We start from the raw sequence: 14,342 nt of genomic DNA on the forward strand, positions 1-14,342 counted from the left end.
GGATGCTCCTCAGCGATAACCGGCTTCGCCGGCCTGGTGCAGTTTCGGGCCGCGTTCGACGATCGGCTCCAGTGCTTTTTCTACCGGCACATTTGGTGCGTCGGTAATGCCGGTCAACGCCGCTTCAGGGTTATAGGCCCACTTCACCCCGTTGATCAGCACCTTCTGGACATTGGCGTCGTGATAAGTCGGATAGGTTTCGTGGCCGGGGCGGAAATAAAAGATGTTGCCGGCGCCGCGTCGCCAGGTCAGGCCTGAGCGGAACACTTCGCCACCCTGGAACCAGGAGATGAACACCGTTTCGAGCGGCTCCGGCACCGAGAACTGCTCACCATACATTTCTTCGTTCTCAAGCTCGAAATGCTCGCCGATACCGGCGGCGATCGGATGGCGCTGGTTGATCGTCCACAGACGCTCACGCTCGCCCGCCTCGCGCCATTTCAGCGCGCAGGGCGTCCCCATCAGCCGCTTGAAGATCTTGGAGAAATGGCCGGAATGCAGCACGAGCAGGCCCATGCCCTCCCAGACGCGTTTGGCGACCCGCTCGACGACGACGTCGGAGACCGCGCCGTGGTCCTTGTGGCCCCACCAGGTCAAGACGTCGGTTTCGGCAAGGCGGGCTTCGCTGAGGCCGTGTTCCGGCTCCTGCAGCGTCGCCGTCGTCGCCGAGATAGCGGGATCTGTATTCAGCGCGTTGGCGATCGTCGCATGCATGCCCTCGGGGTAGATTCCCCGGACGATCTCATTGGTATTCTCGTGAATATTCTCTCCCCAGACGACGGTGCGAATGGCCATGATGTGCTCCTGTGGAACCTGGAAGTATCGATAGGCGGGAAAGCAGAAGAATTCAAAGCGCTTTGGAAAACGGCGCTGGCCGCGCCTCAGTCTCCTCCGCGTCCAAACAACACATAGCCCTTTGTCAGTATTTTGACAAAGGGGAAAATTTGACGGCGGAGGAGCAAAAATCCCCCTGGCAATATCACAGCAATATCAATGCGAAACGGATTTCGAAAACAGATTGACGACCATGACCCCCGTGATGATCAGTCCGAGCCCGACGACGGCCGGCAGGTCAAGGCGCTGCTTGAAGAAGACCAGGCCGACCGAGGAAATCAGCACGATTCCCAAAGCGCTCCAAATCGCATAGGCGATACCCACCGGGATGCTTTTCAGCGTCAGCGACAGGCAATAGAACGCGGCCGCATAACAGGCGACGACGAGAACCGTCGGCCCGATGCGGGTGAACTGCTGCGACAACTGCAGCGCGGTCGTGCCGATGACCTCGAGCACGATGGCGGCAAACAGCAGCCCGTAGACGGCGGCCTGGCTCATGGCGAATCCCCTTTTGGACTATTTCCCGGTCAGTTCGACAAGGCGATCGATGAGATCCCGCCTCCGAACGCCGTCGATATCATGGCTTTCCAACGTATCTGCGAGCCACAGGCCGTCAGCAGCGAAGCGCACGACCTGGGCGTCGAGCGAAGAGTCGGTGCCGATATATTCCTCCGCCCGCGCCTGCACCCACTGGCGCCAGCGAAGACGCAGCCGGGGTTCGGCAAGAAGCGCTATCGTCACCTGCGTCCAGCCCTTGGAATCGTCGGGACGATCCTTGAGGCCGGATACCGCCCGGAGATAGGCGCGGGTAAAGCGGCCCTGCGGCTGCGGATCGCCGCGCATCAGTTCCCCAATATCGGCGTCGAACTTTTCGAGCAGGCTCTCGAACAGGGCATCGAGCAGCGCATTCTTCGTCGGGAAGTGATGCAGCAGCCCGCCCTTGCTGACGCTGGAGGCGGCGGAAACCGCATCGAGCGTCACGGCGGCCATGCCTTCGCTGGCGGCAAGGCGCGCGGCAACCTCCAGCAACTGCTGGCGCACGAGAGCCGGTTGTTTCTTGCGATGGTGAGCGTTCGACATGCAGATAAAAGATACCGTCCGGACGGTTTTGTCAAGAAGAATCGATTGGAACCCCTGTGCTGCTGGGATTATGCCCGAAATGCCGCGGCAGCTTGATGACAGTTGCGATCGTTTTCCCAGAAGTGCATGAAGGGGTGAGGATAATGGTATTCGGGGATGGTTTCGTGACGGAGAAAGTCACCACACTCTACGAGGCGATCGGCGGCGATCCCATCGTGCGGGCGCTGACGCACCGCTTCTACGAATTGATGGACAGCCTGCCCGAGGCGAGAAACGTGCGCGCCGTGCACCCGCCGAGCCTTGTGAGCAGCGAAGAGAAATTCTACGAATATATGACCGGTTACCTCGGCGGCCCGCCGCTTTATACCGACAAGCGCGGTCATCCGCGTCTGCGCAGCCGCCATTTCGTCGCCGAAATCGGCCCTGTCGAGCGCGACGAATGGTTGCTCTGCTTCCGCCGCGCCCTGGACGAGACGATATCAAGGCAGGCGCTGCGCGATCTGATCTGGCCGCCGGTCGAGCGGCTCGCCTATCACATGCAGAACAAGGCCCCTGACGACAAGGACGATAAGGATTGACCATGAGCTTGAACGCGCGCCTGGAGCCGGTGCTCTATCTCTTTGCCGGCCTGTTCGGCTTGGCCGGTGTGGGGCTCGCCGCCCTTGCCGCCCATGGCGGCGGCGAGGCCAATCTTGCCGCATCCGCATCCGCCATGTGCCTTGCCCACGCCCCTGCCCTGCTGGCATTGGCTCTCGGCACCGCCAGGCTCAAAACCGCCTGGCTGGCCGGTTTCCTGATGATCTTGGGAACGCTGCTTTTTGCCGGCGATCTCGTCACCTTGCGCTTTGCCGGCTCCGGCCTCTTCCCCTATGCCGCCCCGACCGGCGGCTGGGCGATGATGCTGGGTTGGCTGGTTGTGGCGGCAGGCGCTGTGTTCCGGATCAGGGCGTAAGAGAGTTTTGCTGATCGCTCAAGCCCTCTCCTCCCTCATACCTGTACCTGTCACAGGAATGAGGGTGTGCATGGGGCCAGGACGAATACAAAATCAAGATTTCAGCCAGAGCTAAGTCGCGCCGCGTCGACCGCAATCAAATGCCGGCGACCACATTAAAACCTTCGAAAACCGGCGGTCCCTTATACATCGCCTTGCGGTCACCGGCATTGCGGTGCGCCGCGCGAAAACTCTCGGACTTCGTCCAGTTCTGAAAATCAGCTTCGCTTTTCCAGACCGTGTGCGAGGAATAGAGCGTATAGCCCTCCTCTTCGTTGACCTTGCCGCGCAGCAGGCGGAATTCGACGAAACCTGGCACCTCGGCGAGACTGGAATCGCGATTGCGCCAGACCGTCTCGAAATCATCTTCACTCCCGGTTGCAACCTTGAAGCGGTTCATTGCGATATACATGAAATCTCCTTACGCCTTCCTCTTGCCCGCCCGTGCCGCACGCACGGGAAAGGCGAGAATATTATCGCCGTTTGCCGCCGCCGGGCCAAGCGGTCTTGTTGCGGCTTCCCCGGGCATGCGCGCTTCCCAGGTCGGGAACAGCGTCACATTCTGGTAGATCTGCTGGCGTTCGGCATGCTGCTGGAAAAGTTCGTAGAGCTCGGGCACGAGGCCCTCGCCTGTTTGCGCAGCGAGCTTATGCAGGCCGATCATGGTGAAGCCGTCGGGGCGCTGGTCGTTCATCGGGCATTGTCTCGTTCGTTCATCGTCTGCAGCGCACGCTCCAGGCTGGACTTGCTGCCGTTGCGCAGCGGGATGAAGGCCTTGCCGAACTTCTTGCAGCCGGTCTTCACCCGCAGGCAGGCATCGTGGCTGATACAGTCGATCGGGCAGAACACGCAGTCGACCGAGGGAAGCACGGTATCGATACGGGAAACCGCTTCGCGCAAGCCGCCGTCGTGATGAATGAGCTCGGCGCCGAAACTGCTGCAGATCTGCCGAAGATGCGCCACCTGGCAGTCACGGCCGCCGACATAGAGGAAACTGCGGCCATCCAGTTTGGATCGCCCGGAGGATGCCTGAACAGCGCCCTCGACCGCGCTGTCACGGACCTCCCGGTTCGAACCCTTCTTGCCCTTGCGAGCCATATACCACCCGTTCGCTCGTTGATCGTCACACGATTCCTGCGTGTGCGAGCGGACCTTATTAAACTTGATTTTTAGAGTAAAGTATAAAGTTGATTATTTTCATCATATTTTACCGAGCTGTCACTTGCACCGGGAAACTGTACGAGCGCGAGGATCCGGCCCAGTCATCCGGCATTGCGGGAAGATTACAGGAAGCGATCCGAGACAAAACGGCACCATCCACCTCGGCTAAGCCCGAACCTTGGACAATGCCCGACGCGGTGATATCTCCGTTGCGATTGATCGTGATGCGAACATTCAAGGATGCAAAATCGCGACGATATCGCGATTCAATCCGGTCAACGCAACGGAACAGTCGCGAGACGATCTTGCCCTTGTAATTGGCTTCGGCTGCACCGCCCGATCCACTGCGTCCGCCCGCCGTGCGTGAATTATTGTCGGAGTTGGCGTCTGCCTGCCCGTCCGCGGCGCCCCTGCGTGACTCCTGTTTAGCCTCCGCTGCTGAACCCTGTGCCTTCTTTGGGGGCTGCTTTCTTTCGACCGGCTTCTTTTCCGCGGGCTTTTCCAGCTTCGGTTTTGGTTGTGGCGTGGCGATCTCTGCCGGCGGTTCCGGCTCGGGAGACATCGCGGCCGTTTCGACAGGCTTGATCTCTTCCGGCTCGGATTGCAACGCGGTTGCGGCGGGTGGTTCAGCGGATGTTACCGGTATCTCCGGAGACTGCTCCGGCACCACTGTCGACATTGGCTGCGCAACTGAAGTTTCCGCAGAGGTTTGCGACACGAGCACCTCTGGTTCAGCAGTCGTCACCGTCTCCGCTGACTGGCGCGTCACCTCCTGCGTGGGCTGAACGGCCTCGACCGGCTCTGCATCAGTCGGCTGGACAGTTTCCGGTTGGACGGCCTCCGGCTGCATTTCCGCTGTTTCCACCGGCTTGACCGTGTCGGGTTCGACAGCTTCCGGAACAATTTCTTGCTGTATGGTCACCTCAGTCTCTCCGGCGGCGCTCTGATCGGCGTCAGAACTGCCGAGCATCACGACGCTAATCGCTTCGCCTGCCTCCATCAGTGTCTCATCCGGTGCCGTTGGGAAAACAATGATCAATACAGCGGCCAGCGTCGCGTGGAAAATCAGCGAACTAACGCAGGCAAGCGCCACCCGTCGCCGCACCGGCTTCTTCTCGTCTTCCTGCTTTTCCACCACCGCATCCATCGGCGGTGCAGGAACAGAGGCTATGGGCTCGGCTTCCGGATGGTCGGGAAAGGAGGGTATCTGCGCAAAACGCGCATAGTGGACCACGGCCTCGCCAGCCGGCTGTCGCTGCACATTGCGCAGGTCGGAAAGCTCGTGGCCCGGATGCATGTTATTGTCGTTCAGACTGCCGTCAGCGTCCGGCTCCCCGATGAGCACCTGTCTCGATCTGGACTTCGCTGAAATTGCCATTTGTATGCCTCGGACAGCCTGAAACATGTCCGCCGGGAATCATTCCCGGCGTATCCTTAGCCCTCGAAGGGAACTGATATCTGTGAACGGGTGACAAGACCCTTCATGCATTCGCCCGCCGCCGGGCCGTCGCAGACCGGCGTGTCGTTGATGAGGATGCGCGTGACCGTCTCGCACTTCACATTCGGCATATCGAACTGGCGCACACGCTTCTTGCCCTGCGGCAGATCACGGAAATCGAGCACGGTGATGCGGTCGACGGCATTCTTGTCGTTGAAGAAGGCGAGCTCGAAGGAGATCTTGTTGATCGGCGCCTGAAGACTGTTCTCGGCAACGAAGGTCATCATGCAGCCCTTTTGCGACGGCGCCAAAGCGTTGAGTTCGACATCCAGCTTGGCGGTTGACGCATCCTGCGCCTGGCATACGCTTGAAACCGCCATCACCATGCCGGCCGCAATAGCCGCAAACCTACCCGTCATCATCTTCTCCGCCATTGCCGTGAACCGCCGCCGGCGGTCTCAAATCAGCAATCTCAAAAACTTGACTTTATTAGTCTCCTATTGCGTCTTTAAGAAACTATGAGTAAGAAAGTCAAGATAAATGTCATCACAACCGGGGACCCCTGCCCCGGCCCCACAGAATTGCCAAACCGAAATGATGGTTGAAAAGCCAGATAACTTTAAGCACGTGCCACTGCAGAGCGAGCCTGCGGCACAGCACCGGATCGTCGAAAGCGCGGATCTCTTCCACGGCACGAACGAGATCATGATTAGACACGACGGCTCGGTCTATCGCCTGAAGATCACTCGACAGGGCAAGCTCATTCTCAATAAGTAGGGTAGGACATGACCGAACAGACAAGACCGGCGCCAGCCGAAATCCGTGCGTTTCGCGCCGAGAATCCGAAGATGCGCGAGCGCGATATCGCCGCCCGGCTGAAGATTTCCGAGGCAGCCCTTGTCGCCGCCGAAACCGGCATCAGTGTGACCCGAATCGATGGCAGCGCGCTGAAGCTTCTCGAACGCGTGGCCGGTCTCGGCGAAGTGATGGCGCTGTCGCGCAACGAAAGTGCCGTGCACGAAAAGATCGGCATCTTCGAAAACATCAAGAGCGGCGTGCAGGCCGCCATCGTTCTCGGTGAGAATATCGACCTGCGCATCTTCCCGAGCCGCTGGGAACATGGTTTCGCCGTCTCCAAGAAGGATGGCGACCAAGTGCGCCTCAGCCTGCAATATTTCGACAAGGCGGGCAGTGCCGTACACAAGGTGCACCTGCGCCCGAATTCGAATGTCGAGGCCTATCACGCAATCGTCGCCGAGTTGAAGCTGGAAGACCAGTCGCAGGACTTCGTCGAGGCTAACACCTTAAATGCCGTCGACGAAACCGCCGACGTCAGCCGGGACGAGCTGCGCGACAATTGGAGCAAGCTCACCGATACGCATGAGTTCTTCGGCATGCTGAAGCGTCTGAAGATCGGCCGTCAGGCGGCCGTGCGCAGCGTCGGCGACGACTATGCCTGGAAGCTCGACAATACAGCGACGGCTGAGATGATGCATACCTCGGTGAAGTCGGGCCTGCCGATCATGTGTTTCGTCGCCAATAACGGCATCGTCCAGATCCATTCCGGCCCGATCTTCAACGTCCAGGCCATGGGCCCGTGGATCAATATCATGGATCCGACCTTCCACCTGCATCTGCGCCAGGATCACATCGCCGAGACCTGGGCCGTGCGCAAGCCGACCAAGGACGGCCACGTCACGTCGCTGGAGGCTTACGATGCCGACGGTGAGATGATCATCCAGTTCTTCGGCAAGCGGCAGGAAGGTTCCGACGAACGCGCCGCGTGGCGTGAGATCATGGAAAACCTGCCGCGGGCAGCCAGCGTGGCCGCATAAGGATCATAAGCTATGACGATGCGTAACAATCTGCCCCGGATCCGCCCCTGGCAACTGGCCCTGACGGCTGTTGTCATGGCACTGCCGCTGATCCCATCGGCGCCGACGGTCAAAGGCTTCACCTTCGTCCGCGCCGCCCATGCCGAGGAAAAAAAGCTCGACACGTCGCGGCTGGTTTCGGTCGGCGGCGACGTCACCGAGATCGTCTACGCGCTCGGCGAGGAAAGCCGGCTGATCGCCCGCGACACGACGAGCCTTTATCCCGAGGCGGCATTGAAGCTGCCCGATATCGGCTACATGCGGGCGCTCTCGCCGGAGGGCATCCTTGCGATGAACCCGACCGCAATCATCGCTGTCGAGGGTTCCGGGCCGCAGGAGGCGCTGACCGTGCTGAAAAATGCCAGCGTGCCCTTCGAGATGGTGCCGAACGCCTTCACCCGCGACGGCATCATCGCCAAGATCGACCGGGTCGGCACGCTGCTTGGCGTGCCAGACAAGGCGAAGGCGCTGGAAGAAAAGATCGCGGCCGATCTCGACGCGGCGATCGCCGATGCCGAAAAGCGTCCGGAAGCGGAACGCAAGCGCGTTCTCTTCATCCTCAGCGCCCAGAACGGCCGGATCATGGCATCGGGCACCGGCACGGCCGCCGATGGCATCGTCAAGCTCGCCGGCGCCATCAACGCCGTCGGCGCATTCCCAGGCTACAAGCCGCTGACCGACGAGGCGATCATCGAGGCCAAGCCCGACATCATCCTGATGATGAACCGCGGCGATGGCGCCGGCACCAGGAACGAGGACCTGCTGGCGCAGCCGGCGATCGCGCTGACGCCGGCAGGCGAGAAGAAAGCGATCATTCGGATGGATGGCGTCTACCTGCTCGGCTTCGGTCCGCGCACGGCAGCCGCCGCGCGGGATCTCAACACGGCGATCTACGGGGGCTGATCATGACCCTGCCGCAAGCCATGGAACGAGGGCGACACTTCCCGATGGCGGACGTTCGGGCAAGCCGGCAGGCGGGCGACAGGACGCGGCTCGCCTTGCTGGTTATCGCCCTGCTCGTCGTCGGCTCGGTCTTCTCGATGCTGTTTTCCGTGACGACAGGCGCTTCGGATGCCTCGATCCTCGACGTCATCAGCAACATGGCCGGCTCCGAGAGGGCGCTCAGCACGCGTGACCGGATCATCATTTTCGATATCCGCCTGCCGAGGGCGATCCTCGGCTTCCTGATCGGCGCCTCGCTGGCGGTCTCCGGCACGGTGATGCAGGGCCTGTTCCGCAATCCGCTGGCCGATCCCGGCCTCGTCGGCGTCGCCTCCGGCGCAAGCCTCGGCGCAGTCACCATCATCGTGCTCGGCGGCAGCCTTGCAGCCCCGCTCACAGCACTGCTCGGCATTTACGCCCTGCCGGCGGCGGCCTTCGGCGGCGGCCTCGTCACGACGCTGCTGCTCTACAGGATCGCCACCCGCCACGGCCAGACCTCGGTGGCGACGATGCTGCTTGCCGGCATCGCGCTCGGCGCGCTCGCCCTCGCCATGACAGGCCTGCTGATCTACATGGCCAACGACCAGCAGCTGCGCGACCTGACCTTCTGGAGCATGGGCTCACTTGCCGGCGCCACATGGACGAAGATCGCCGCCGCCGGCCCGATCATCCTGTTGTCCTTCACCGCCCTGCCCTTTATGGCCCGCGGCCTCAATGCCATCACCCTCGGCGAGGCCGCCGCCTTTCATGTGGGCGTGCCTGTGCAGCGGCTGAAAAATGTCGCGATCGTCGGCGTTGCTGCGGCGACCGGCGCTTCCGTCGCCGTCAGCGGCGGCATCGGTTTCGTCGGGATCGTCGTCCCGCATATCCTGCGCATGGCGATCGGCCCCGACCATCGTTTCCTGTTGCCGGCCGCAGCACTGCTCGGCGGCTCGCTGCTGATCTTCGCCGATGTGCTAGCCCGCACTCTGGTCGCCCCGGCCGAGCTGCCGATCGGCATCATCACCGCAGCGGTCGGCGGGCCGTTCTTCTTGTGGATCCTGCTGCGGCAGCGTTCGCGCCTTGCCCTGTGAACGATGTTGGGAGTGACGTTCATATGATCGAAGTGTCCGGCGTCTCCGTGCGCCTTTCCGGCAAGGCCATCATCAGCGACGTCGCCTTCACGGCAAAGGCGGGCGAGCTGACGGCGATTGCCGGGCCGAACGGCTCCGGCAAGACGACGACGCTGAAGGCGATATCAGGCGAGCTTGCCTATGGCGGCTCGGTGCGCATCGGCGGCGACGAAGTGAAGGAGCTGAAACCCTGGCAGCTTGCCGCCATTCGGGGCGTGCTGCCGCAGGCAAGCACGATCTCCTTTCCCTTCACCGTGCGCGAGATCGTCCGCATGGGCCTGACATCAGGCCTCAACCGCAATCCCGACAAATCAGAGCAGACGGCGGCCGCAGCACTTGCCTCGGTCGACCTGACCGGCTTCGAAGGCCGGTTCTATCAGGAACTCTCCGGCGGCGAGCAGCAGCGCGTGCAGCTTGCCCGCGTGCTTTGCCAGATCGCCGAGCCCGTCGTCGACGGCAAGCCCTGCTGGCTGCTGCTCGACGAGCCAGTCTCGAGCCTCGACATCAGCCATCAGCTGACGATCATGACGCTTGCTCGCGATTTCTGCCGGCGCGGCGGCGGCGTCATCGCCGTCATGCACGACCTCAATCTAACGGCTCTCTTTGCCGACCACATCGTGCTGATGAAATCCGGCTGCCTCGCCGCCGCCGGCAGCATCGGTGACGTGCTGACCGACGAAACCATGCTCTCGGTGTTCGGCTGCGCACTCCGGATCAACCAGGTGCCGGCCGACGGCACCCCCTTCCTGCTTGCCCACAGCGCCGTTTCCCGCCCCTGAGCCCGCCTGCACGGAACTTTTGACCGTGCGACACGTTTTCGGCAGTGATCTGGGTCAATGCCGGGCGATATGATTCATGCAACGGACGGTGGTGACCCCAGTGCGAATTAGGCGGGCTTGCGCGCGCCCCAGCCAATGGAGACAGCCATGAGCTATTCTATCTTCCAGTCCGGCCGCAGCCGCCGCAACGGCACCTTCCACAATTTGGAATCCGGCATCGAGGAGCAGATCGAAGCGTTGCGCGACGAACTCGCGGAACTGACACGCCTCGTCGGCAAGAGTTCGCGCCACCAGGGTGAAAAAATCCGCAGCCAGGCCGGCGCCGGTTATGAGGAATTGCTCGGCCGCAGCGAGGATCTGCTGCGCGAATTGCAGCGCGGCTATGAGCGCGGTACGACGGAAATGCGCGCGACCGTGCGCAAACATCCGCTGGCAACGATCGGCGCCGCTGCCGCTTTCGGCCTGGCCATCGCTTTCCTCGCTCGGCGCTGAGGACGCGCGATGCTGTTTTCGATCCTCAGTGTGCTGACGGGCGCAAGCGTGCATCGGACTGTTGCGCGCGCCAAGCGCAATAGCATCTTCATCGCGCTTGCCGCACTTTTTCTCCTCACCGCCTATGCGCTTGTTGTCACCGCCGGTGCCATCTGGCTCGCCGGCATCTACGGCGCGTTCGGCGCAGTTCTTTTCCTGGCCGCGGGCGCGCTGCTGATCGCCATCATCGCGCTGGTGGTGATGGCGGTTATGAATGTCAGGGAGAAGCGTCGCGCCCGCGAACGCCGCGCGGCGCTTGAATCCTTCGCAACTGTCGGCCTCGGCCTTATCCGCGCCCAGCCCCTCCTGACCGCCGGCGTCCTGGCCGCCATCGTCGCGGCCAATCTGGTGGGCTCGAAGCGTGAGGATTGATGAGGGACTTACTCCGCCTCACGTGCCAACGTGAGATTAGGCAGGTACGCCCACCCCAGCCTCCCTCATTCCTGTGCCTGTCACAGGAATGAGGGAGGTATTGCTTTGACTAGCCAATCCGTTGCGTGGATTTGCCTCCTTCTCCCGATCCTACAAACCAAAAAAGCGGCGCCCGTGAGGGCAACCGGCCTTCCTCCCAAACAAACCCTTCTCAGAACGCAAAAGCCTTCGACGTCAGCGGCGCCGAGGTGGCGTCAGGCCCAAAGTCCGCCTCGCCTGAAATCTGCAGCAATTCCTGCAGCCGCTGGCGGGCGCGGTTGACGCGGCTTTTGATGGTGCCGACGGCGCAGCCGCAGATTTCGGCGGCCTCCTCATAGGAAAAACCCGAGGCGCCGACGAGGATGATCGCCTCGCGCTGGTCCGGCGGCAGCTGGTCGAGCGCCTTCTTGAAATCCTGCAGATCGAGTGCGCCATATTGCGAGGGGTGCATCGCCATCGATTCTGTGAACAGCCCGTCGCTGTCCTGCACCTCGCGGCCGCTCTTGCGCATCTGGCTATAGAGTTCGTTGCGCAGGATCGTGAAGAGCCAGGCCTTCATATTGGTGCCCATCTCGAAATGATCCTGTTTGGCCCAGGCCTTCATGATGGTGTCCTGGACGAGATCGTCGGCACGATCATGCCGTCCGATGAGCGAGATCGCGAAGGCGCGAAGACTGGGGAGTGCCGCCAGCAGTTCCCGCTTGAAGCTGGGTTGCGCTTTATCTTCCATGCGGATGATCCTATTCGGCCATTTTGGCGGAAGCCATCATTTCGGCATGGTCGAGCTTTTCGAGAAGGTCGAGAAAACGATCGGGGATCGCTTCATCCTGTGCGGCCGCATAAAGCGACCGCAGCCGGACACCGATCTGATTGTTCGGGTCCAGGATGTCGCTTGCCCGCAGCTCCAGCTTGCGCTGATCGGCTGCTTCTTTCTTGCGTGTCGTCATCAATTCGTCTTCTCGCCGGTTGTCTGTTGGGGCGTGCATGGGATCAATCGTGATTTCAACCATCGACATCGAGCCTTCGATTGTCGATGTCGCTGGGATTTTTTGCTTCATGGGTCAAAACGCTACGCCCTTCCTTGTCGGCTGGAATAATGCGGCGCGACAAAAAAAGTTCCTGCCGTTCCGGAACTTTTTTATCAAGGCGACGTTAACCGGTCATTGGAGCCAATGCCGGCCTGCATACGGGAGCCCTTAATGACACTTTCCACTCGAATCGCGCCGCACCTTCCTTATCTGCGCCGCTATTCCCGCGCCCTTACCGGCACTCAGACTTCGGGCGACGCCTATGTCGCCGCCGTACTCGAAGCCATCATCGCCGATCTCACGATTTTCCCGGATACGGCGAATGACCGGGTGGCACTCTACAAACTGTTCACGCAATTGTTTGGTTCCACCGCAGTCCAGATTCCAGAACCGACATCGCCCTATGCCTGGGAACAGCGCGCCACGCTGAACCTGTCGAAGGTTTCACCGGGCGCCCGTCAGGCCTTCCTGCTTGCCTCCGTAGAGAATTTCCGCGTCGCCGAGATCGGCGAAATCCTGGAACTCGACGAACAGGACGTCATGCGTCTGCTCGACATGGCCTCGCAGGAGATTTCCCGTCAGGTCGCGACCGATATCATGATCATCGAGGACGAACCGCTGATCGCCATGGATATCGAGCAAATGGTCGAAAGCCTCGGCCATCGCGTCACCGGCATTGCCCGCACGCATGCCGAGGCCGTCGCGCTCTACAACAAGACCAAGCCGAGCATGGTCCTGGCCGACATCCAGCTTGCCGACGGCAGCTCCGGTATCGACGCGGTCAACGACATCCTCAAGACATCGAGCGTGCCGGTGATCTTCATCACCGCTTTCCCGGAAAGGCTTCTGACCGGCGAGCGCCCCGAACCGACTTTCCTTGTCACCAAGCCCTTCAATCCGGACATGGTCAAGGCACTGATAAGCCAGGCTCTCTTCTTTAACGAATCGACCAGAGTGGCCGCCTAAGACGCAATTCTTCGGCCCGCGGAACCAAATCGCCAAAACAGGCGTTCCGGTGCTACCGGGACGCTCCGGTGGTTTTAACGGTTTTTGCAGCGCTTTGTTCTAGAGTTGACAGGCGGAGCCTCGAGGGGCGCTCCCTTCAGCGAGGTTCAAGATGTCACAGGGAAAGGCGGCCGAGTGAACAGGACTGAGCCATTGTCCGGCGTGCCTTTTACCTTCGAAGGCAAAGCGGCAATGATGGAACGCGCGCTCGGCAGCGCCGGTATTTCAATCCTCTGCCAGGACGCCCGGCTTTCGATCTTCTACGCCGAAAATCTGCCGCCGTATTTCGCGGCACTCTTCGCACCCGGCGGCAGCGACGCCGCTCTTTTCGGCGACGCGCATGGACGATATCTGACGGCGCTGAAACACAAGGTGCTGGAAACCGGCATCCCCAACAATGCCGAGGTCGAGATCCCCATCGACGGCGAAATGCGCACCTATGAACTGAAAATCCAGCGAACCGGTGAGCACGGCAAATATGGTCTTCTGTCCGTCATGGCTGAAGTCACCGAAAGCCGGCATCGCGAAAAGGTGCTGAAATCGCTGTTGCGCGAACTTTCGCACCGCTCGAAAAACCTCCTCGCCATCATCCAGGGCATCGCCACGCAGACGGCGCGCAACACGCTCTCTCTCGACAGTTTCCTCGGCAAGTTTCGCGGGCGGCTGCAATCGCTTTCCAACTCGCAAGATCTGATCACCGATTCGAGTTGGCGCGGCGCCTATCTCTTCGAGCTCGCCGAAAAACAGTTCGCTCCCTACTGGCCGGAAACATCGGGCTCCATGCCGATCTATGGCATCAATGCCCATCTGACCCCGAATGCCGCCGTCCATCTCGGCCTCGCCCTTCACGAACTGATCGTTAACTCCGCCTCCTACGGCGCGATATCGGGCGGCGGCGCCTCGATCACGCTGAATTGCCGGGAAGCCATGATCGGCGAGAGGAGGGCGATTGAGGTCGCCTGGGCAGAGGTGCTGCAAGATCAATCGGAAATCCACGAATTCAGCGACAACAGCTTCGGCCGCACCGTGCTGGAGCGTGTCGTGCCCTCGTCGGTCAACGGCAAGGCGGAGTTGAGCCTCGTTCCCGGCCGCATCGAATATCGTCTGACCATTCCGGAAACCGAATTCGAAATCTTCAAGCGCGTGTGAAAGTTCA

General features: G+C 61.1%; 21 protein-coding genes. 11 read left to right on the forward strand and 10 right to left on the reverse strand.

What is annotated here, in order from left to right; translation table 11 throughout:
- Positions 1–9 precede the first annotated feature (9 nt).
- The 3 genes from QMO82_RS17935 to QMO82_RS17945 form a co-directional block, all read right to left on the reverse strand.
- On the reverse strand, positions 10–795 hold the full coding sequence (locus QMO82_RS17935; RefSeq protein ID WP_183607850.1) for a ThuA domain-containing protein: 786 nt from the start codon (positions 793–795) through the stop codon (positions 10–12).
- 195 nt (positions 796–990) lie between these two features.
- Positions 991–1,332: an SMR family transporter gene (locus tag QMO82_RS17940; protein WP_183607849.1), complete on the reverse strand. Its 342-nt coding sequence runs from the start codon at positions 1,330–1,332 to the stop codon at positions 991–993.
- An 18-nt stretch (positions 1,333–1,350) separates the two neighbouring features.
- On the reverse strand, positions 1,351–1,914 hold the full coding sequence (locus tag QMO82_RS17945) for a TetR/AcrR family transcriptional regulator (RefSeq protein ID WP_183607848.1): 564 nt from the start codon (positions 1,912–1,914) through the stop codon (positions 1,351–1,353).
- Between the two features lie 164 nt (positions 1,915–2,078).
- Here QMO82_RS17945 and QMO82_RS17950 point away from each other — a divergent pair, with 164 nt between their 5' ends.
- Together QMO82_RS17950 and QMO82_RS17955 are read left to right on the forward strand one after the other, a co-directional pair.
- Positions 2,079–2,492: a group II truncated hemoglobin gene (locus QMO82_RS17950; protein WP_183607847.1), complete on the forward strand. Its 414-nt coding sequence runs from the start codon at positions 2,079–2,081 to the stop codon at positions 2,490–2,492.
- A 2-nt stretch (positions 2,493–2,494) separates the two neighbouring features.
- Positions 2,495–2,866, forward strand: coding sequence for a DUF423 domain-containing protein (locus QMO82_RS17955; protein WP_183607846.1), 372 nt, complete (start codon positions 2,495–2,497; stop codon positions 2,864–2,866).
- A 136-nt stretch (positions 2,867–3,002) separates the two neighbouring features.
- Here the strand turns inward: QMO82_RS17955 and QMO82_RS17960 are convergent, their stop codons facing one another.
- From QMO82_RS17960 to QMO82_RS17980, 5 genes are all read right to left on the reverse strand, one after another.
- Entirely contained in the window at positions 3,003–3,317 is a 315-nt protein-coding gene (locus QMO82_RS17960; RefSeq protein ID WP_183607845.1) for an antibiotic biosynthesis monooxygenase, read from the reverse strand.
- A 9-nt stretch (positions 3,318–3,326) separates the two neighbouring features.
- Complete coding sequence (locus tag QMO82_RS17965; RefSeq protein ID WP_183607844.1) at positions 3,327–3,599, reverse strand: hypothetical protein; 273 nt, start codon at positions 3,597–3,599, stop codon at positions 3,327–3,329.
- Positions 3,596–4,003 (reverse strand): DUF2325 domain-containing protein, encoded by a 408-nt coding sequence (locus QMO82_RS17970; RefSeq protein ID WP_183607843.1) that lies wholly within the window; start codon positions 4,001–4,003, stop codon positions 3,596–3,598. Before QMO82_RS17970 ends, QMO82_RS17965 begins: the two co-directional genes overlap by 4 nt.
- A gap of 109 nt (positions 4,004–4,112) precedes the next feature.
- Complete coding sequence (locus tag QMO82_RS17975) at positions 4,113–5,444, reverse strand: TonB C-terminal domain-containing protein (protein WP_183607842.1); 1,332 nt, start codon at positions 5,442–5,444, stop codon at positions 4,113–4,115.
- Between the two features lie 56 nt (positions 5,445–5,500).
- Positions 5,501–5,923, reverse strand: coding sequence for a hypothetical protein (locus QMO82_RS17980; protein ID WP_183607841.1), 423 nt, complete (start codon positions 5,921–5,923; stop codon positions 5,501–5,503).
- A gap of 175 nt (positions 5,924–6,098) precedes the next feature.
- Between QMO82_RS17980 and hemP the strand changes: the two genes are divergently transcribed.
- The 7 genes from hemP to QMO82_RS18015 all read left to right on the forward strand — a co-directional run bounded on the left by hemP (position 6,099) and on the right by QMO82_RS18015 (position 11,114).
- Positions 6,099–6,281: a hemin uptake protein HemP gene (hemP, locus tag QMO82_RS17985; RefSeq protein WP_183607840.1), complete on the forward strand. Its 183-nt coding sequence runs from the start codon at positions 6,099–6,101 to the stop codon at positions 6,279–6,281.
- Between the two features lie 8 nt (positions 6,282–6,289).
- On the forward strand, positions 6,290–7,339 hold the full coding sequence (locus QMO82_RS17990) for a hemin-degrading factor (protein ID WP_183607839.1): 1,050 nt from the start codon (positions 6,290–6,292) through the stop codon (positions 7,337–7,339).
- A gap of 12 nt (positions 7,340–7,351) precedes the next feature.
- On the forward strand, positions 7,352–8,281 hold the full coding sequence (locus QMO82_RS17995; RefSeq protein WP_183607838.1) for a hemin ABC transporter substrate-binding protein: 930 nt from the start codon (positions 7,352–7,354) through the stop codon (positions 8,279–8,281).
- A 2-nt stretch (positions 8,282–8,283) separates the two neighbouring features.
- Positions 8,284–9,393, forward strand: a complete 1,110-nt coding sequence (locus QMO82_RS18000; RefSeq protein ID WP_183607837.1) for an iron ABC transporter permease — start codon at positions 8,284–8,286, stop codon at positions 9,391–9,393.
- A gap of 23 nt (positions 9,394–9,416) precedes the next feature.
- The gene (locus tag QMO82_RS18005; protein ID WP_183607836.1) at positions 9,417–10,211 is read left to right on the forward strand and encodes a heme ABC transporter ATP-binding protein; all 795 of its coding nucleotides are present in this window, start codon (positions 9,417–9,419) and stop codon (positions 10,209–10,211) included.
- 147 nt (positions 10,212–10,358) lie between these two features.
- Positions 10,359–10,703, forward strand: a complete 345-nt coding sequence (locus QMO82_RS18010; protein ID WP_097621243.1) for a DUF883 family protein — start codon at positions 10,359–10,361, stop codon at positions 10,701–10,703.
- Positions 10,704–10,712: 9 nt separating this feature from the next.
- Complete coding sequence (locus QMO82_RS18015; RefSeq protein WP_183607835.1) at positions 10,713–11,114, forward strand: hypothetical protein; 402 nt, start codon at positions 10,713–10,715, stop codon at positions 11,112–11,114.
- A gap of 211 nt (positions 11,115–11,325) precedes the next feature.
- On the opposite strand, the gene QMO82_RS18020 is transcribed toward QMO82_RS18015, so the two are convergent.
- On the reverse strand, positions 11,326–11,883 hold the full coding sequence (locus QMO82_RS18020; protein ID WP_007630757.1) for an RNA polymerase sigma factor: 558 nt from the start codon (positions 11,881–11,883) through the stop codon (positions 11,326–11,328).
- A 10-nt stretch (positions 11,884–11,893) separates the two neighbouring features.
- Complete coding sequence (locus QMO82_RS18025; protein ID WP_024319398.1) at positions 11,894–12,100, reverse strand: NepR family anti-sigma factor; 207 nt, start codon at positions 12,098–12,100, stop codon at positions 11,894–11,896.
- A 252-nt stretch (positions 12,101–12,352) separates the two neighbouring features.
- On the opposite strand from QMO82_RS18025, the gene QMO82_RS18030 reads away from it, so the two are divergent.
- Complete coding sequence (locus QMO82_RS18030; RefSeq protein WP_003581798.1) at positions 12,353–13,147, forward strand: response regulator; 795 nt, start codon at positions 12,353–12,355, stop codon at positions 13,145–13,147.
- Between the two features lie 192 nt (positions 13,148–13,339).
- A complete protein-coding gene (locus tag QMO82_RS18035) occupies positions 13,340–14,335 on the forward strand; it encodes a sensor histidine kinase (RefSeq protein WP_183608337.1) in 996 nt (331 codons plus the stop codon).
- Positions 14,336–14,342: the final 7 nt, after the last annotated feature.

Source organism: Rhizobium sp. BT04 (assembly GCF_030053135.1).
In the GTDB taxonomy this organism is placed as follows: Bacteria; Pseudomonadota; Alphaproteobacteria; order Rhizobiales; family Rhizobiaceae; genus Rhizobium; species Rhizobium binxianense.